Source organism: Mesorhizobium huakuii, from assembly GCF_030160235.1.
GTDB classification, from domain to species: domain Bacteria; phylum Pseudomonadota; class Alphaproteobacteria; order Rhizobiales; family Rhizobiaceae; genus Mesorhizobium; species Mesorhizobium huakuii.
Map to the genome: position 1 here is coordinate 43,554 of NZ_BSNY01000014.1, position 16,636 is coordinate 60,189.

Here is a 16,636-nt window from a genome sequence, read left to right on the forward strand (position 1 = left end):
CAACCTACAGGCCGAAGAACTGTCGCCCGATCATGTAGCCCAGCGCCGCCGCGATGAGCGGAAACAGCGCCGGCGCCACCTTGCTGAAGAAGGAAACCTTCATGTCCCTGGGCGGCACATAGCGTGCGTTGCCGAGATTCTTGGTCATTGCGTACCCCGCGCCAAACCAATCAGTTTCGCGCATGCCGTTATCCCAAAACCGCTGCGCGGTTCTGGTCGACATGCATTAGAAGACACTTAATCACAGCATGGCCAAATTAACGGCTTGCAAAGAAATTCGATCGAATAGGCGACTTTGCGTGGTGAAATTCGCAACTCATTTGTCGCTGTCCTTGCGCCGGCTGAAGCGTCCCGGAAGAACCCGGCCGCGCGCGGGAAACCCCTACGCCGGCAGCGTTGGCTCGGTGTTCGGCTCCAGCGCCTCTTCCGCCTCATGGTCGTCCGGCAGCACCTCGCCATGCACCGCCAGCGGGCGGCCGATCCAGACCGGATCGACCAGATGGTCGCGCTTGGGGTTCTCCGTGTTCGGGTGGATGAGGATGCTCAGGCCGCCATGGTTCAGCATCAGCCACGGAACCAGCGCGCCGAAAATCTCGTTGGCGAAGGAGACCTGGTACATGGCCTGGTCATGCGGGCCGACTTGTTTGTCGTGCCAATTGCCCAGGCGCACGCGGAAACGCTCGCCGATGCGCAGCCGCAGCCATTCGGCATGCCGCCGCTCCGCCTCCCCGTCGAAATAGATATGCGCGTGATAGCTGGCGATCTCGGCAAGTGGCCGTGGACTGTCTTGGCTCATCTCGATGCCCTCCTCGCGGCGTATCGCGCCATTCAGCCCAAGAACAAGGGTTTAGGCAAGGCCACCCGATCCGCAGGCAGGATCGGCAAGGGCTGGTCGCGGTTCACATCAGCCAGCCATCCCGTCACGCCCGCTCGCGGCGCGAGGCTTTCGGCCCCGCGCGCATCGTGTAGTCTGACGGTTTTCCCAGGGAAACATGACACGATGAACACTGCCGAAACCCTGCCCTATCTGTCGTCGGCGGTTCTCGATCGCCTGGCGGTCTCCACGCCTGAACTCGTCGACGAGATCGAGCGCCAGATATCAGGCCAGCGGCGGGGCGAAGTCTGGTGCGCGCCCAAGGCCGCCGTGTGGCCGGGCGACGACCGCTATTTCATGGCCACGCTCGGCGTCGCCACCGTGCCATCCGTGCTGGCCACCAAGTCGCTGGTGGTGAACCCGCGCAACGCCGCGCGCGGACTGGCCACGATCAATTCGCTGATCACGCTGCTCGACGCCGAGACGGGCCTGCCGCTGGCCCTGGTCGACGGCAATTGGGTGACGGCCAAACGCACGGCGGGCCTCAGCGCCGTCGCCGCCCGGCGCATGGCAAGGCACGATGCGTCGTCCGTCGCCTTCATCGGCTGCGGGGTGCAAGCGCGCGGCCATCTGGAGGCCTTCGCCGACCTCTTCCCGCTGCGCGAAATCCGCGCCTTCGGCCGCGGAACAAGCAATCGCGACGCGCTGTGCGAAATGGCGCGCTCGCGCGGCCTGGAAGCAATCCCCTGCGACACGGCAAGGGCCGCGGTGGAAGGCGCCGACATGGTGGTGTCGACGGTGACCCTGGTGCCCGAACCCGAACCGTTCCTCGACGCCAACTGGCTGAAGCCGGGAAGCTTCACCGCCATCACCGACCTGGCCCTGCCCTGGCAGCCCGCAACCATGCGCCGCCTCGACCGCATCGTCGTCGACGACCTGGAGCAGGAGAAGCAGATGCCCAAACCCATGGTCGACGCAGCGCTGGTCGCCGGCGACCTGACGGGCCTGGTCTGCGGTGATTTTGTGGGGAGACAGAGCGCAGGTGAGGCCACGGCGTTCGTGTTCCGGGGGATGGCCGTGGGGGATCTGGCGGTGGCGGGGTTGGCTTACGTGCGGGCGCAGGCGGCGGGGGTGGTCTCCTAGGAGGGGTGGTCTACGAGGAAATAGACAGGATCTCGAGTTCGCGCTGCCCTAGCTGGACAACATCGCCAACGCTCTTGCCGATCAGCGCGATGGCAACCGGCGAACCATGCGATATGGAAGCTTGCGCCGGGTTGGCCTCATCCTCACCGACGATCCGGAAGGTCTGGGTGCGGCCATCATCGCGCGCGAAGGTGACGGTGTGCCCGAAGGCGATCACGTCATGAGACGTCGGCACCGGCATGAGCTGAACCGTGCGGACGCGTTCGGCATAATAGGTGACATCGCGAACCGGAACCGCCGACTGCCGCCGCCTCTCATTGACATCTTCCAGCACGCTGGCCGCCTCGAGCGCCTGCCGGGCGCGCGCCAATTCATCATGCAGCATCCTGAGACCCGCCTCGGTGACGAGGTTGATCCGATCGGAAATCGGCCGAGCCGGCAGCACGGTTTCCGACGCCGCCTCCGCACTTTCCTCCTTGGCAAAGGCTACGCTCAATTGGTCGCAACTCCGTGTCGAATGGTTTTGGCTAGGGGATAGACCATAGGCGACGATAAAGCTTCAAAAATTCGACGGGTGGCTTCGATGGAAACGGAATCGTCGCCAACGCCCAGGCGCTGGCGCGGCTGGGCCGCGAGGTCTGCGCCCTGGAAGACCTGATCCCCCACCGGCCGGAAAACGACAGCATGGCCCAAACGCTACCGGCAGGAAGCGGGCACTCTGGCCGCCCTGGCGGAGAAGGACGCGGTGCTGGTCGGCCAGGCGGAGCTGCTGCGCTCGATGCTGGAAGGTGTGGCGGGGGATGCGATGCTGGCCGGCAGGCGCGAGAACAAAGTCTAGGCCACTGACACCAACGGCCCACGGCAGCCCCAGGGCGAATGCGCGAGTGATCTTCATCTATGCGACCGGCGCCAAGGGCTTGGCCCGGCTTAACATCTGTTCTATCACTACGAAGGGTGCTCCGTCGTACAAGTCCATGCGATCGATAAGCGGGTGGGGTGAACCCCCACGGCGAAGTTAGCGGGATTAAGATGGGGATTCAGGAACTGCCAAGTCGCAAGCTGCTAGGTCAGTTCTTTACCCCCGCGTTCGAAGCAAACTCAATTGTCTCCTGGGCTGTTCGCACTGGGCATGAACGCATCCTCGAACCGAGCGTCGGGGAAGGAGGCCTGCTACTTCCTGCACTCGAACATGCACGAACGCTACATCTCACTCCCAAGGTCAGAGCCATAGCATGTGACGTAGACAAATCTGTAATCGACGTGCTGAGAACGACGATTGGCCCTGAAGTCGATTTGATCTGTTCCGACTTCTTCGAGCTTGACCCGGAAATCACTGCTGCGGTCGACGTGGTCTTAGCCAATCCCCCTTTTACCCGAAACCATCAGCTTAGCGTCGAAGAGCGAACACGGCTCAAGAAGCGGTACCCCGCCAAAGGAGCGGCAGGGCTCTGGGTGTACTTCGCACTGCACGCACGGAAGTTTTTGCGGCCGGGTGGGCGAATGGCCTTTCTCGCACCAGCTGCCGCGAGCTTTAGTCGGTATGGAGAAGATCTTTTGCTTCAACTGCAAAACGAATTTCGGGAACTTTCTTTGCAGGAACTCCCCCACAAACCTTCGTGGATTGGGTCGGCAGAAGAACGAGGTGTGCTAGTTTTGGCGGATGGGTATCAGGAGGGACCGGCGCCCGCGATAGTTCGTGGTGTTTGGAACTACGACGGCCTGGCGCGCGGGGCATTGAGCAGAGCCTACGCTAAGATCCCCTCGTTTGACGCGCTTAGCAGGGCCTCTCGACCGCTTGGGGATATCGCTAACCTCTCTATCGGCCTTGTGACGGGAAAGAACGCCGTATTTCTCCTAAACCAGCAAGATATAGGTAGACATAGGATTGATCAGAACGACCTGACACCCGTAGTCACACGCGCCAAGCACGTTTGCGGGATTTTTGTTGAGAAGCAAGATCTTTGCACGCTTGGCCAGACCGGTGAGAAAACATGGATGCTCACGCCACGCGAGTTGGGCGAACGAGGTAGCGGTGTTAGATCAAGATTGGCGTTGATCGACGCAAAGGCAAGGCGGGAAACGCTGTGGCTCAATAAAAGATCACCTTGGTGGATGGTCGGCAAGACGCAACGATGTGATGCCGTTTTCACATATATGAACGATAAAGGCCCTCGCTTAGCGTTGGTAGAAAGCGGTGTGTTCTGCACAAACACGTTACATCAAGTGACTTTCAAGGAAGCCACCAGCAAGGACGACCGACTTTCTGCAGTTGTTTCTATATTGTCGACATTTGGTCAGTTATGTGCTGAAGGAATTGGCAGAGGATACGGTGGTGGTCTACTAAAGTTCGAGCTGCAAGAGGCGCGATTGATGCCAGTCTTTACGCTTGCCGATGGTGTGGCCTCCAAGGCAGTTCTCGCAATCGACCAACACCTCCGCAGCGGCCACGTGGACGAAGCTCGTCGCCTCGCAGACACTACGGTACTTCCGCCGATCCTCGGCGGGGAATGGCTGACAACGGCCCGCCAACTCGAAGAAATGCTCGAACACGTTCGTAGCGCACGACGACGCGGAGAAGCCCGCCAATTCGAGTACGGCAATGTCTGAGATCGTTAACTTTCATGCCGATGCGGCAATTGTGAACCGGCTTGGGCGCGAACTCGTTGCAAAGCAGGAAACAGCTCTCGTTGAGTTGGTCAAGAATGCCTATGACGCCGACGCAACCTCTGTGACGGTCTCGTTCGACGGGAGGGGCGCTCCAGGCGCCGTGCTGTCGATAAAAGACAACGGCATCGGAATGTCGCGTGATGATATCGTAAAAGGCTTCTTGAGGCTCGCGTCGGATCTAAAGGTCGTTGAGCCCAAATCACCAAAGTACCGACGCACGCGAGCCGGTCGAAAAGGAATAGGGAGATTCTCGGCTCAACGCCTCGGCAATCGCCTCGTTCTTACGACGCAGGTCGATGGCGCACCATCGGCATGGCAACTCGTTGCAGACTGGACCCAGTTTAAACCGGGGAAACGCCTTGATGACGTCAGCGTCATCCTCCGCGAAGCGCCTCCTACCGAGTCGGGTACCACGCTAAGAATTGAGGGCCTGAATGACGACTGGTCGTCAGCTCAAATCAAAAGTTGTTGGCGAAGTGTCTTGGCACTACAGCAACCCTTTCCAGTTACTCGTGTCAAGGATCCAATGATCGATCCTGGATTTGCCGTGGAGTTCCGCGATGGCGGCGGCCTTTTCCAAGATGACACTGTTGTCGCTAACATGCAGACCGAGATACTTGACCACTTACCTGTGATTATTGAAATGCGGATCGACGATCTCGGTCAAGCGATGTGGCGAATAACCAAAAATGCCTTTGGCGAGCTAAGGGATTGGCGACCTATACACCATGAGGCTCGCGATAATTCTGAAGCCGCCACCTATAAGTCACTTCGAAACGTTGCAATGAAAACTTACCACGTCATCCTCGATCCTACTTTACTGCCCAGTGTCGTCTTTACTCGAGTCAGGGATATCCTGTCTCGAGAAGGGGGTATTAGGCTCTATAGAAATGGCTTTAGGGTAACACCTTACGGTGAGCGAGACGACGATTGGTTGAGACTTGACGAGGTCTATAGTCGTCGAGACTTCCTCGCACCGATCGCGAACAGGAATTTTTTTGGCGTTGTTGAGATTTCCGACCCTGAGGGTGCTTTGTTCGAAGAACACACCTCTCGCGAGGGTTTGATAGAAACTGCGGCATTCCGAGAGCTTCGAAACGTCACTTCCTCTACGCTCATCACAGCGGCGACTGAAATCCAAGCCGACCGTGGACGCAAGACCAGGACGAGCACACCTTCTCCGCGGCCGGAGGTAACGACAGCTTTATCCGAGGCGCGTGCTGCCATGCGTGCTGCCCGCAAAGCAGCTGAAAGCGTCGCCAATTCTTCATCCGATCCCGGACCTGCAAAGCTTTTGGTTGAGACCGCTGCAGCGGCAGAGAAAGTAATCGAGCAGCAAGAGCTTATTATTGCAACCGAGCGGCGTCGGGTTGCCGATGCTGGCGCGATGATGAGGCTTCTCTCCTCCCTAGGTATGACAACTGCCGAATTCAGCCACGAGACGGGAATGGCATTCGAAGCCTTCAGGTTAGACCTGGACCGCGTTTTTGACGTGGCGGTTTCGGCAAAGCAAGGCGATAAAAAATTCTTAGATTTGGCTTCGCGAGCGCGAGAAGCTTTGGTTCGTTTGGACACATTAACGGGCTACCTGAACGCTACGGTGGCGAGCCGCGCGCTTCGGGAGATTCATCCTGTGAGCTTGAGCAAAGCAGTTGAGGACTTTGCGCGTGGGATACGAGCGCTCGCGGAAACTCAAGCTACAAAAATCGAGGTTAAGACGCCTCCGTTGGATCCCCTTTACACGGCCCCGATGCACGAAGCGGAGCTCGCGTCAGTCCTTTTGAATTTTCACACCAATGCACTAAAGGCGATGAAACGAACCAGCAACGCAAGAAATATCTTGGTAGTAGCCGATCGAGACACAGAGGAAAGCAAAGTTCGACTCCGATTCTGCGATTCTGGTGATGGTGTAGCTACTGACATGCGTGAGCGGATATTCGAGGCCTTCGTCACTCGACAGAGTGCTCCGACTTCGAGTGCGTCGGACAATGAACACGCTCAGGGCACGGGACTGGGCCTTTGGATAGTTGAGCAAATTGCTACCAATGCCGGTGGGAGCGTGGCGGTCGTCGATCCACCTGAAGGGTATTCAACATGCTTTCAGCTTCTCCTGCCAGAAGAGAGTGACAATGGCTGACAGAGGCGATGTTGAGGGAAAGTGGCTCTTTGTTGACGATGATGACGCGAGCGCCGCCTCTTATCGGGATGCGTTCGCGGAAGCAGCTGATCCGCTCGAGATCGTTGTTACCCGGCCGTCGGTGGGTCGTGAACTGCTTTTAACGGGAGCTAACCCAAAGGGCGTTCTGATGGACGTCGAGCTATCTGGCGAGGCGGGCGAGCATGGTACCGGCCTCGGTCTGGCGCAGGACATACGGGCACTCCAAAAATCCGGCGGCCCAGAATATCCAGTTATTCGGTTTGCGAATATTCTCCCGATACAGAGAAATGTTTTAGGAGACCCCGCTAGCGATGATCTTTTTGACGATAAGATCAATAAGTCCGAAGTCGGAAAGCATCGTGACAAGTTTGCGCGTAGAATTGTCGGCACACGAGCTGTCTATGAAGGCCTTCTTGCATTCGACAAAGGCAAGTTGGAGTTCAAGCAGCTATTTAACGTAGACGACCAAGGCATTGAGGAGTGGCTTCACCCCGGCTTGCTTGCTCGATTGGAGGATGGACATTCTCATGCCACGCACATTGCCGCAGGGGCGTTCATCCGCTCATTCCTAGGGCCTCCAGGTCTTCTTATCGGTCACCACCTTCTGGTTACACGTCTAGGTATAGATCCGGAAAGTGCCAAAAAGCATTGGGATAGAATAGCCTCTTTCGTTGCCGGATTTGCTTATACTGGATTGGGACACGGGTTTTCGCCCCGATGGTGGGCACGGGGTCTTGAGCTAGCGTGGATGTCGTTGAAGAGCGCAGAGAACCCTTTGGCATCCACGCCTATAGGCGAACGTGCGGCAGTTCTCTCGAAGGAGTTAGATGTGGAACTTGCTGGTCTCAAGATGCCTCCTATAAGCCCCGGCGATCGTCCGTGGCGGTGGTGTCAATTGAGTAACGAGCAAAATCCGCCTGGGTTTTTGCCAGTTGATCCGAGATATGGAGTGCGTCTTACGCCTCGGTCAGATCTGGCACCATGGGTCGATCCACTTTATGCGTCGATCGGCTTGGCGCTTCGAAACAAGGACGACCGGCGGCTGAACCGCCGCGATCTTGACCGGTTGGCGGCGGAGCTGCGATAGCCGTGCTAGATTCGATTATAGAAGATATTATCGAGCTTCAAAACCCGCTACGCCGGGTTCCTGAGACAGAGATGATCGCTGACGCAATCGCGGGTCTTCACGGATCTTTTCAGGGAGCATCTCGCAACGGTAAAATGCTTGCAGGCATGGTGCCGATGGTGCTTCCACGGCAAGGTATTCATCCTCCAAAAACCGAATTACTCAACGCCAGCATCTCGTTTCGTTTTGGAAGTTCGATCTCAGACGACAGCACGATCGAAGACGTATTTTCCGAAATCCAGGTTTGTGTTCGAGGTAAACTGCCAATCGATGGTGGCTTTGCTACACTGGAAGATCATTGGAGAATCGACACTCAGGTTAAACAGAATGGCAATTCCCCAAAAGAGTCCCACCCTCTGTTCCATTTTCAAAGAGGCGGACATGCTCAAGACGCTTTTGCCGGCACCCCTGGTTTTGCCCCAGGGCCTGACTTAAAAATCAGCGGCTTCGAATGGAGGGGGCTGATGCAAAGCCCGAGCCCGAGAATACCAGTTGTCCCGATGTGCCCCTCTACAGCGATTAATTTTGCGCTGGCTCAACACGATGGCGCCGTTTGGCGGAAGCTTATGAACGACCCAGAATACTCAAATGTAATCGATCGCTGCCAAAACCGCTTGTGGGTTATGTATGCCGACGCGCTGTTGGATGAGAAACGCAGACGAATATTGCTGGGACATTTTATCCACTAACCACTAACGGAAATTCTAGCGCTGAGACACTGATTCGGTCTTGCACCTCGCTGAGGTGCTCGGAAGGCCACATGCCAGGCAGAGCTGCCTTTGCGGCGGCATATGAAACGGCAGCTTGTGGTTGCTGTCACTCGGTCGGGTGCCTACCCCCCAGCCAGCCTCGGCAGCAGAAAAATCTCCGCCCCCTCCGGCAGCTTCTTCGACCAGGTATCCCGATAGATCGTCCCGTCGATCGCCACCGCAATGCCACGATCGATCCATGGCTCGAACCCGGGATACTGTTCAGCCAGTTTCCTGAACAGTTCCCTGATGTCCTTGGCTTCGACCTCGACCTTGCTCTTGCCGCCGGCAAGCTGGCCGAGCGCGCCCCAGAGGGTGACTTCGACCATTCGCCAGACCTCGCTCTATTCCTGATGGAGCATGATGTTATCCGAAAACCGCTTCGCACTTTTCGGCATCATGCTCAGCCTCCCCGTTCCGCCTCGATCGCCGCCAGGATGCGTGGCGGCGACATCGGGATGTGGGTCATGCGCACGCCGGCCGCGTTCGACACCGCGTTGGCGATCGCCGCCAGCGGCGGCACGATCGAGGTTTCGCCGACGCCGCGCACGCCATAGGGGTGGTTGGGGTTGGGGATTTCCAGGATCTGCGTGTCGATCATCGGCAGGTCGGAGCACACCGGGATGCGGTAGTCGAGGAAGCCGGCGTTCTGCAGCCTTCCGTCCTTGCCGTAAATATACTCCTCGTTGAGCGCCCAGCCGATGCCTTGCGCGGCACCGCCCTGGTACTGGCCCTCGACATAGGTCGGGTGCACCGCCTTGCCGGCATCCTGCACCACCGTGTAGCGGATCACCCGGGTCGAGCCGGTCTCGGGGTCGACCTCGATGTCGCATATATGGGTGGCGAAGGAGACGCCTGCGCCGTCGGCGACGAGCTCGCTGTGGCCGGCGATCGGCCCGCCGGTCTTGCCGGATTCAGCCGCGATCTCCTTCAGCGACAGTTTGCCGAGATTGCCGTGCTTATCGCCCTTGGCGACCGCATGGCCCTGTTCCCAGACCACGTCGTCGACGGAAATGTCCCACATCTGCGCGGCGCGCTCGCGCAGGATCTTGATCGCGTTGCGGGCGGCCGAGATGGTCGCCATCGAGGAGGAGAAGGTGCCGCGGCTGCCGTCGGTCATGTCGTTGTAGCCGAGGGAGGAGGTGTCGGCGACGACAGCCTTGAGCTGGGCATAGTCGATGCCGAGCTCCTCCGCCGCCACCAGCGACAGCGACGCCCGCGAACCGCCGACATCCACCGTGCCGACGGCCAGCGACACCGAGCCGTCCATGCCGATGTTGAGGTCCACGCAGGTCTGGCCGCCGAAATTGAACCAGAAGCCGCAGGCCATGCCCCTGCCCTGGTTCTTTTTGAGCGGCGCCTTCATGTGCGGATGGTTCTTCACCGCCTCCAGCGTCGGGCCGATGCCGATCGGGCCGTAGACCGGGCCATAGGACGAGCGTGTGCCTTCCTGCGCTGCGTTCTTGATGCGGAAGTCGACCGGATCCATGCCGAGCTCCTTGGCGAGCTCGTCGACCGCGCTTTCCACCGCGAAGGCCGCCATCGGCGCCGACGGCGCGCGATAGGCCGCGGTCTTCGGCCGGTTGACCAGCACTTCGTAGCCCACGGTCTTGACGTTATCGAGCTTGTAGCAGGCGAACGCCGTCATGGCGCCGATCTCGGCCCAGGAGCCGGCATAGGGGCCGGCGCTGTAGCGCAGCGTCGCTTCCGCCGCGGTGATGGTGCCGTCCTTGCGGGCGCCGATCTTGACGTCGATCGAGGTGGCGCTGGTCGGACCCGAGGCGCGGAACACCTCGTCGCGGGTCATGACAAGCTTCACCGGGCGGCCGGCCTTGCGTGACAGGGCAAGCGCCACCGGCTCGGCCCAGACATGGGTCTTGCCGCCGAAACCGCCGCCGATCTCGGAGGAGGTTACGCGCAGCTTCGAGGCCTCCATGCCGAGCAGCTGGGCGCAATGCTGGCGGTAGACGAAATGGCCCTGCGTGCAGACCCACAGCTCGGCGGTGCCGTCGGACGAGACGCTCGCCACGCAGGCATGCGGCTCGATATAGCCCTGGTGCGTCTGCTCGGTCTTGAAGGAGCGCTCGACGATGAAATCGGCGTGGCCGAAACCCTGATGGACATCGCCATGGCCGAACTGGCTGCGCTTGGTGACGTTGGAGGGCTTTACCGGCTTTTCCTCCAGCCCCTCGGTGAAGATCGTGTCGTTGATCAGCGGGGCGTGGTGCTGCATCGCCTCGTCGACATCGGTGACATGCGGCAGGATCTCGTACTCGACCTCGATCAGCTTCAGCGCCTGCCTTGCCGTGCGGGCATCTATCGCCGCGACCGCGGCCACCGCATGGCCGTCATAGAGCGCCTTGGTGCGCGCCATGCAATTGTCGAGGATGTCGTACATGGCGGCATCGCCACCGGTGAGGTCGGGCAGGTCTTTCGCCGTGATCACCGCCTTCACGCCGGCAAGCTTTTCCGCTTTCGACGTGTCGATCTTGAGGATTTTGGCATGCGCGTGCGGGCTGCGCAGCACGCGGCCGACCAGCTGGCCGGCCATGTTGAAGTCGGCGCCATAGCGGGCGCGGCCGGTCACCTTGTCGACGCCGTCGGGGCGGATGGGGCGCGTGCCGACGGATGCGAATTTACGCCCGGAAAAACGCGGATCGAAATTCATCTTCAGGCTCCCTTCATCACATGTGCGGCGTCCTGGACGGCGCGCACGATCTTGTCATAGCCGGTGCAGCGGCACAGGTTCCCGGCGAGACCGAAGCGGATTTCCTCCTCGGTCGGGTCGGGGTTTTTCGCCAAAAGGTCCTTGGCCGCGATCAGAAAGCCCGGCGTGCAGATGCCGCATTGCAGCGCCGCATGCTCGAGGAACTTCTGCTGCAGTGTGTGCAACTGGTCGCCATGCGCCATGCCCTCGACGGTCTCGATGCGCCGGCCTTCGGCCTCGGCGCCCAGCACCAGGCAGGAGCAGACCAGCCGGTTGTCGAGGATGATCGAGCAGGCGCCGCAGTCGCCGGTGCCGCAGCCTTCCTTGGCGCCGGTCAGGCCGAGCCGGTCGCGCAGCACGTCGAGCAGCGTCTCGTCAGGCTGGCAGAGGTATTCGATATTGTCGCCGTTGATTGTCGTAGAGACTGCAATGCCAGCCATTATTTGCCTCCTGCACGTGCGTAGGCGGTCGTTGCGGCACGTTTGGCCAGCACACCCGCGACTTTCCGTCTGAATTCGATGGTACCGCGCTTGTCGTCGATCGGGCGGCAGGCGCCGGCGCAGACCTTGGCCAGCCGCTCCAGTGCTGCCTCGTCGAGTTTCCTGCCGATAAGCGCCTCGGCGGCCTCCTCGACCAGCAGCACCGTCGGTGCCGCCGCACCCAGCGCCACGCGGGCTGCCGTGACGACGCCATGCTCGTCGATCGTCAGGTTCACCCCGGCGCTGACCACGGCGATGTCCATCTCGGTGCGCGGAATGAAGCGCAGATAGGCGTCGCCCGAACTCGGCGAGCGCTTGTCGAGCAGGATCGCCTCGATGATCTCGCCCTTGGCGAGCGAGGTCTTGCCCGGCCCGGTCGGCACGGCCTCGACGGCAATGGTGCGCTTGCCCGAAGGGCCGGCGATCACTGCCCTGGCGCCCGCGGCCACCAATGCGGGCACGCTGTCGGCGGCCGGAGAGGCGTTGCACAGATTGCCGGTGATGGTGCAGCGTCCCTGCACCTGCTTCGAGCCGATCAGCTTGGCCGCTTCGACGACGCCGGGCCATGCCTTCTTCAAGGCGGCGTTCTCGCCCAGCACGGCGCAGGGAACGGCGGCGCCAATGCTGAAGCCGTCGGCGGTTTCGCGGATGTCGCTCAAGCCGGCGATCGACTTGATGTCGACGATCAGGTCGGGCTCGACAAAGCCCCCCTTCATCCTCACCAGCAGGTCGCTGCCTCCGGCCAGGATGGCTGCCGTGCCAGCCGATCCGGCCAATTGGCCGACGGCATCTTCGATTGAAAGCGGACGTATGTAGCGCATCGTCTCCCCTTGGATATCGCGATTTCAGCGACCGTTATAAACACTCTCCTCATAATGGCTATCGGGTTCGTCATTTGCGACGATTGGTCCAGCCGCCGCGAAATCGAGTCCCAAATCGGCCTGGTTTGCCCTGCGCCGGTGCATGTTGTCCAAAGCGTGCAGCGGTTTTGCGACAACGACAAGCACGAGGTAAGACGGGCCCGCGGCCGGGTTCTCGAAAAATTTGCGAGCCCGTGTCGGATCGGTCAAGCCCCGTTCGTCCTTGGGGCATCGAAAAGGCATCATGAAAGGACAGGATATGCCCGGTACCGTACGTTTGCACCGCGTTCTCACCAGCAGCCCCGAAAAAGTCTATCGCGCCTTCGTCGAAGCCGACGCGCTGGCGAAGTGGCTTCCGCCGAACGGCTTCACCTGCACGGTCGATCACCTCGAAGCCAAGGTCGGCGGCACGTTCAAGATGTCGTTCCGCAACTTCACCACGGGCGGCAGCCATGCCTTCGGCGGCGAATATCTCGAACTCGTGCCGGGCGAGCGCCTGCGCTACACCGACAGGTTCGACGACCCCAATTTGCCCGGCGAGATCCAGGTGACCATCGTCCTGAAGAAAGTCTCGGTCGGCACCGAGATCGACATCACCCAGGCCGGTATTCCCGACGTCATCCCGGTCGAGGCCTGCTATCTCGGCTGGCAGGAATCGCTGCGGAACCTGGCAAAGCTGGTCGAGCCCGAGATCAATCAGTAAGGCCAGTCGAGAAACTGCGCAGCGCCGCCGTCGATGACATGCCCATCGGCGGCGGCTGTGCGTCGAGGGCCTTGACCGTGCGATCGCGTGCGTGAAATCCTCCCGCCAAAGGGAGGATTTTCCATGCGACGTCTGCTGCTCGTGCTTTCCACCCTGCTGCTGGCCACCTCTGCCGAAGCCAGGACCATCTACTACGGCAACAAGGTGGGAATGGAGCTCACCATCGTCAAAAAGTCAGGCATCGGCTCCGAGCACGCCAGCATCCTGGCCAGACACGACAGGCGGAAGGCGGGCGTCTACTGCCGCGAATATGGCCACGATTTCTCCAAGGAGTGCATCGACGCGGAAATGAAGTCGCCTCTGCACTTCGAGATCACGGCCAACTGCAAGACCGGCAAGTTCACCACCTTCTATGGCGCCAACATGCTGTTCCAGGGCCGCAACAAGGGCACTGAGGTGACGACGGACTATCTGATCACGTCGATCGACGACAATGTGGTGCTCGATGGCTCCGGCGCCTCGTCATACGATGTCACGCTGGACCAGTTCAAAGCGCTCTGCCCCAATCGCGTACGCTAGCAGCGTTTGCGGACAGCAAAGCCAGTGGCCCCATATATCGGTCTCGGCTACGGTCGGAAGATGAACCTGCCGCTCCGTCGCATCGTCCTCATCGTCGCGCTGCTCAATCTCGCCTATTTCGGCATCGAGTTCGCCGTGGCGTTCACCATCGGGTCCGTGTCCCTGTTCGCGGACAGTGTCGACTTTCTCGAAGATGCCTCGGTAAATCTCCTCATCCTGCTTGCGCTCGGCTGGTCGTTGCGCGCTCGCGCCAAGGTGGGCATGGCGCTGGCCCTGATCCTGCTGGTGCCGGGTCTGGCAACGCTCTGGACGGCGTGGGAGAAGTTCAACATCCCCGTGCCGCCGCAGCCCATCGCCTTGACGTTGGCGGGGCTAGGCGCGCTCGCCGTCAACCTCTCCTGCGCCTGGATGCTCGCCGCCTACCGTCATCACGGCGGCAGCCTGACGAAGGCCGCGTTCCTGTCGGCCCGCAACGACGCCATCGCCAACATCGCCATCATAGCGGCCGGGTTGGTTACGGCCCTTTTGTGGCGCTCTGCCTGGCCGGATCTGGTCGTGGGCTTGGGTATCGCCGCGATGAATGCCGATGCGGCGCGCGAAGTGTGGCAAGCGGCGCGGGAAGAACACCGGGCCGAAGCGTAGTTTGTGGAAGATACGACCGAACGGAGGCGGAAACCATGACCCTGACCAACCGGGATATCGTCGAACTGACCGAATGGCGGCGCAAGCTGCACCGGCAGCCGGAAATCTCCAACGAGGAGGAGAAGACGGCGCAAGAGGTCGTCTCCTTCCTCGCCGACACCGGGCCGGACAAGGTCCTGACCGGCCTCGGCGGGCATGGCGTGGCGGCGGTCTACGACAGCGGCAAGGCCGGGCCGACCGTGCTGTTCCGCTCCGAACTCGACGCGCTGCCGATCGAGGAACTTTCCGGCGTGCCGCATGCCTCGCAAGTGGCGGGGAAGTCGCATATGTGCGGCCATGACGGACACACCGCGATCCTGGCCGCGCTTGGCCGCCAGCTCGGCCGCGAGCGCCCGGCCAGCGGCCGCGTCGTGCTGATGTTCCAGCCGGCGGAAGAAACCGGCAACGGTGCTGCCGGCGTCGTCGCCGATCCGCGCTACCGCGAGATCGCGCCGGACTTCGCCTTCTCGCTGCACAATCTGCCCGGCGTGCCGTTCGGCGAGGTCCGGCTCAAGCCCGGCGTGGTCAACTGCGCCTCGCGCGGCATGCGCATCGTGCTCGAAGGCAAGACCGCGCATTCCTCCATGCCCGAGACCGGCATTTCGCCCATGCCGGCGATCTCGGAGCTGATGCCGGCGCTGCCCGCGCTCGGCCGCGCCACCTTCGCCGACGACGATTTTTCCATGGTCACCGTCACCCATGCCGAGATGGGCGAAGCCGTGTTCGGCATCGCGCCCGCGCATGCCGAGGTGTGGGCGACGCTGCGCACCCGCCGCGACGAGCGCATGGCGGACCTCTGCGCCGCCGCCGAGACGCTGGCCGCCGAGATCGCCGCCCGCCATCGCCTTTCCGCGCGCTGGGACTATCACGAGATCTTCGTCGCCAGCGTCAACGCGCCCGACGCGGTGGAGCACCTGCAACGCGCGCTCGACGAGGAAGGCGTCGTGCATGGGCAGGAAGCCCTGCCGATGCGCGCCTCGGAGGATTTCGGCCTGTTCGGCCACAGCGCCTCGTCGGCGATGTTCTTCCTCGGCGCCGGCGAACGGCACCCTTCCCTGCACAATCCGGACTACGACTTTCCCGACGACCTGATCCCGATCGGCTCAAAAATCTTCATGCGCACGGCGCGCAATCTGCTGGGGTGAGCTCGCCGGGCGTTGTTAGGCCGACTTGAGGTAAGGGCGTTTGTGGACGCCCCGCTTCGCCTGGAAATTCGCGGCGGGAACCGGACGGCCAACGCGAAAGCCCTGGATCTTGTCGATGCCGAACTCGCGCATCAGCGCGATCTGCTCGTCGGTTTCCACGCCTTCGACCAGGATCTTGTGGCCGCGATTGCGCACCAGCGCGATGATGTCCTGCAGCATGGCCATGCCCTTCGGCGTGCCGCAATCGTGCAGGAACGAGCGGTCGATCTTGACCGTATCGAAATCGATCAGGCGCAGCCACGAGAGGCCGGCAAAGCCCGTGCCGAAATCGTCGAGCCAGATCTTGATGCCGAGCAGCTTCAGGTCGCTGATGCAGCGCAGGATGTCCGAATGCATCTCCATCTCGAGGCCTTCGGTGATTTCGAAGGCCAGCCTGTTGCCGGTCACGCCCGTCTCGCCCAGAATGGTCGCGACGGACGCGGCGAAGCCAGGCGTCTTGAGCTGGATCGGCGAGACGTTGACACTGACGAGAGGGACGTGATCGTCCGCCAGCAGCTCGGCGCACACCGTCCGTATCGCCCAGCGGCCTAGTTCCAGGATCGCGCCGGTGCGTTCCGCCACGGGAATGAACAGGCTCGGCGGAACCAGGGTCCCGTCCAGCATCTTGAGACGCATCAGCGCCTCAACGGCCTCGACACGGCCCGATACGACATCCTGGATGGGCTGATAGACCAGCGAAACGAGGCCCTGGCCGATCGCGATCTTCAGCCCAACTTGAACAGTTGGACGTGAACGGATAGCGAACACTGTCCGTTAAGCCATTGA

The 16,636-nt window shown here is 61.1% G+C and carries 17 protein-coding genes and 1 pseudogene; 9 read left to right on the forward strand and 9 right to left on the reverse strand.

The genetic code is table 11. The annotated features are described in order from the left end of the window. Positions 1 to 4 precede the first annotated feature (4 nt). A complete protein-coding gene (locus QQK95_RS07830) occupies positions 5 to 148 on the reverse strand; it encodes a hypothetical protein (RefSeq protein ID WP_284270684.1) in 144 nt (47 codons plus the stop codon). Positions 149 to 382: 234 nt separating this feature from the next. Further along, entirely contained in the window at positions 383 to 796 is a 414-nt protein-coding gene (locus QQK95_RS07835) for a DOPA 4,5-dioxygenase family protein (protein WP_284270686.1), read from the reverse strand. 204 nt (positions 797 to 1,000) lie between these two features. Here QQK95_RS07835 and QQK95_RS07840 point away from each other — a divergent pair, with 204 nt between their 5' ends. Next, positions 1,001 to 1,957: an ornithine cyclodeaminase family protein gene (locus QQK95_RS07840; protein WP_284270688.1), complete on the forward strand. Its 957-nt coding sequence runs from the start codon at positions 1,001 to 1,003 to the stop codon at positions 1,955 to 1,957. A gap of 10 nt (positions 1,958 to 1,967) precedes the next feature. Here QQK95_RS07840 and greA read toward each other — a convergent pair whose 3' ends face one another. After that, on the reverse strand, positions 1,968 to 2,453 hold the full coding sequence (gene greA, locus QQK95_RS07845) for a transcription elongation factor GreA (protein ID WP_284270690.1): 486 nt from the start codon (positions 2,451 to 2,453) through the stop codon (positions 1,968 to 1,970). 533 nt (positions 2,454 to 2,986) lie between these two features. Here greA and QQK95_RS07850 point away from each other — a divergent pair. The 4 genes from QQK95_RS07850 (at position 2,987) to QQK95_RS07865 (ending at position 8,597) form a co-directional block, all read left to right on the forward strand. After that, the gene (locus QQK95_RS07850; RefSeq protein WP_284270693.1) at positions 2,987 to 4,564 is read left to right on the forward strand and encodes an N-6 DNA methylase; all 1,578 of its coding nucleotides are present in this window, start codon (positions 2,987 to 2,989) and stop codon (positions 4,562 to 4,564) included. Next, complete coding sequence (locus tag QQK95_RS07855; RefSeq protein WP_284270695.1) at positions 4,557 to 6,761, forward strand: ATP-binding protein; 2,205 nt, start codon at positions 4,557 to 4,559, stop codon at positions 6,759 to 6,761. The genes QQK95_RS07850 and QQK95_RS07855 overlap by 8 nt, the downstream gene beginning before the upstream one ends. Then, positions 6,754 to 7,869 carry a hypothetical protein gene (locus QQK95_RS07860; protein WP_284270697.1) on the forward strand — a complete coding sequence of 372 codons (1,116 nt, stop codon included), beginning with the start codon at positions 6,754 to 6,756 and terminating at the stop codon, positions 7,867 to 7,869. The genes QQK95_RS07855 and QQK95_RS07860 overlap by 8 nt, the downstream gene beginning before the upstream one ends. A gap of 71 nt (positions 7,870 to 7,940) precedes the next feature. Next, positions 7,941 to 8,597 carry a hypothetical protein gene (locus QQK95_RS07865; RefSeq protein WP_284270699.1) on the forward strand — a complete coding sequence of 219 codons (657 nt, stop codon included), beginning with the start codon at positions 7,941 to 7,943 and terminating at the stop codon, positions 8,595 to 8,597. 143 nt (positions 8,598 to 8,740) lie between these two features. On the opposite strand, the gene QQK95_RS07870 is transcribed toward QQK95_RS07865, so the two are convergent. The 5 genes from QQK95_RS07870 to QQK95_RS07890 all read right to left on the reverse strand — a co-directional run bounded on the left by QQK95_RS07870 (position 8,741) and on the right by QQK95_RS07890 (position 12,913). Further along, positions 8,741 to 8,986 (reverse strand): MoaD/ThiS family protein, encoded by a 246-nt coding sequence (locus QQK95_RS07870; RefSeq protein WP_019859698.1) that lies wholly within the window; start codon positions 8,984 to 8,986, stop codon positions 8,741 to 8,743. Between the two features lie 74 nt (positions 8,987 to 9,060). After that, entirely contained in the window at positions 9,061 to 11,325 is a 2,265-nt protein-coding gene (locus tag QQK95_RS07875; protein ID WP_284270708.1) for a xanthine dehydrogenase family protein molybdopterin-binding subunit, read from the reverse strand. A gap of 2 nt (positions 11,326 to 11,327) precedes the next feature. Then, positions 11,328 to 11,804, reverse strand: coding sequence for a (2Fe-2S)-binding protein (locus tag QQK95_RS07880; protein ID WP_284270709.1), 477 nt, complete (start codon positions 11,802 to 11,804; stop codon positions 11,328 to 11,330). Continuing rightward, the gene (locus QQK95_RS07885; RefSeq protein WP_284270710.1) at positions 11,804 to 12,664 is read right to left on the reverse strand and encodes an FAD binding domain-containing protein; all 861 of its coding nucleotides are present in this window, start codon (positions 12,662 to 12,664) and stop codon (positions 11,804 to 11,806) included. Before QQK95_RS07885 ends, QQK95_RS07880 begins: the two co-directional genes overlap by 1 nt. Before the next feature lie 24 nt (positions 12,665 to 12,688). Further along, entirely contained in the window at positions 12,689 to 12,913 is a 225-nt protein-coding gene (locus QQK95_RS07890) for a hypothetical protein (protein WP_284270712.1), read from the reverse strand. Positions 12,914 to 12,962: 49 nt separating this feature from the next. Between QQK95_RS07890 and QQK95_RS07895 the strand changes: the two genes are divergently transcribed. The 4 genes from QQK95_RS07895 (at position 12,963) to QQK95_RS07910 (ending at position 15,811) form a co-directional block, all read left to right on the forward strand. Beyond that, positions 12,963 to 13,406: an SRPBCC family protein gene (locus QQK95_RS07895; protein WP_284270714.1), complete on the forward strand. Its 444-nt coding sequence runs from the start codon at positions 12,963 to 12,965 to the stop codon at positions 13,404 to 13,406. Between the two features lie 123 nt (positions 13,407 to 13,529). Then, positions 13,530 to 13,985, forward strand: a complete 456-nt coding sequence (locus tag QQK95_RS07900; protein WP_284270716.1) for a hypothetical protein — start codon at positions 13,530 to 13,532, stop codon at positions 13,983 to 13,985. Between the two features lie 60 nt (positions 13,986 to 14,045). Further along, a complete protein-coding gene (locus QQK95_RS07905; protein WP_284270718.1) occupies positions 14,046 to 14,627 on the forward strand; it encodes a cation transporter in 582 nt (193 codons plus the stop codon). A 35-nt stretch (positions 14,628 to 14,662) separates the two neighbouring features. Continuing rightward, on the forward strand, positions 14,663 to 15,811 hold the full coding sequence (locus QQK95_RS07910; protein WP_284270720.1) for an amidohydrolase: 1,149 nt from the start codon (positions 14,663 to 14,665) through the stop codon (positions 15,809 to 15,811). Between the two features lie 15 nt (positions 15,812 to 15,826). Here QQK95_RS07910 and QQK95_RS07915 read toward each other — a convergent pair. Then, positions 15,827 to 16,579: pseudogene (locus tag QQK95_RS07915) on the reverse strand (EAL domain-containing protein); the annotation flags it as partial. Positions 16,580 to 16,636: the final 57 nt, after the last annotated feature.

Bases quoted from the DNA above. Each gene is read 5' to 3' on its own strand.
- QQK95_RS07830 (WP_284270684.1), bottom strand. From the start codon at position 148: ATGACCAAGAATCTCGGCAACGCACGCTATGTGCCGCCCAGGGACATG.
- QQK95_RS07835 (WP_284270686.1), bottom strand. From the start codon at position 796: ATGAGCCAAGACAGTCCACGGCCACTTGCCGAGATCGCCAGCTATCAC.
- QQK95_RS07840 (WP_284270688.1), top strand. From the start codon at position 1,001: ATGAACACTGCCGAAACCCTGCCCTATCTGTCGTCGGCGGTTCTCGAT.
- QQK95_RS07850 (WP_284270693.1), top strand. From the start codon at position 2,987: ATGGGGATTCAGGAACTGCCAAGTCGCAAGCTGCTAGGTCAGTTCTTT.
- QQK95_RS07855 (WP_284270695.1), top strand. From the start codon at position 4,557: ATGTCTGAGATCGTTAACTTTCATGCCGATGCGGCAATTGTGAACCGG.
- QQK95_RS07860 (WP_284270697.1), top strand. From the start codon at position 6,754: ATGGCTGACAGAGGCGATGTTGAGGGAAAGTGGCTCTTTGTTGACGAT.
- QQK95_RS07865 (WP_284270699.1), top strand. From the start codon at position 7,941: ATGATCGCTGACGCAATCGCGGGTCTTCACGGATCTTTTCAGGGAGCA.
- QQK95_RS07870 (WP_019859698.1), bottom strand. From the start codon at position 8,986: ATGGTCGAAGTCACCCTCTGGGGCGCGCTCGGCCAGCTTGCCGGCGGC.
- QQK95_RS07875 (WP_284270708.1), bottom strand. From the start codon at position 11,325: ATGAATTTCGATCCGCGTTTTTCCGGGCGTAAATTCGCATCCGTCGGC.
- QQK95_RS07880 (WP_284270709.1), bottom strand. From the start codon at position 11,804: ATGGCTGGCATTGCAGTCTCTACGACAATCAACGGCGACAATATCGAA.
- QQK95_RS07885 (WP_284270710.1), bottom strand. From the start codon at position 12,664: ATGCGCTACATACGTCCGCTTTCAATCGAAGATGCCGTCGGCCAATTG.
- QQK95_RS07895 (WP_284270714.1), top strand. From the start codon at position 12,963: ATGCCCGGTACCGTACGTTTGCACCGCGTTCTCACCAGCAGCCCCGAA.
- QQK95_RS07900 (WP_284270716.1), top strand. From the start codon at position 13,530: ATGCGACGTCTGCTGCTCGTGCTTTCCACCCTGCTGCTGGCCACCTCT.
- QQK95_RS07905 (WP_284270718.1), top strand. From the start codon at position 14,046: ATGAACCTGCCGCTCCGTCGCATCGTCCTCATCGTCGCGCTGCTCAAT.
- QQK95_RS07910 (WP_284270720.1), top strand. From the start codon at position 14,663: ATGACCCTGACCAACCGGGATATCGTCGAACTGACCGAATGGCGGCGC.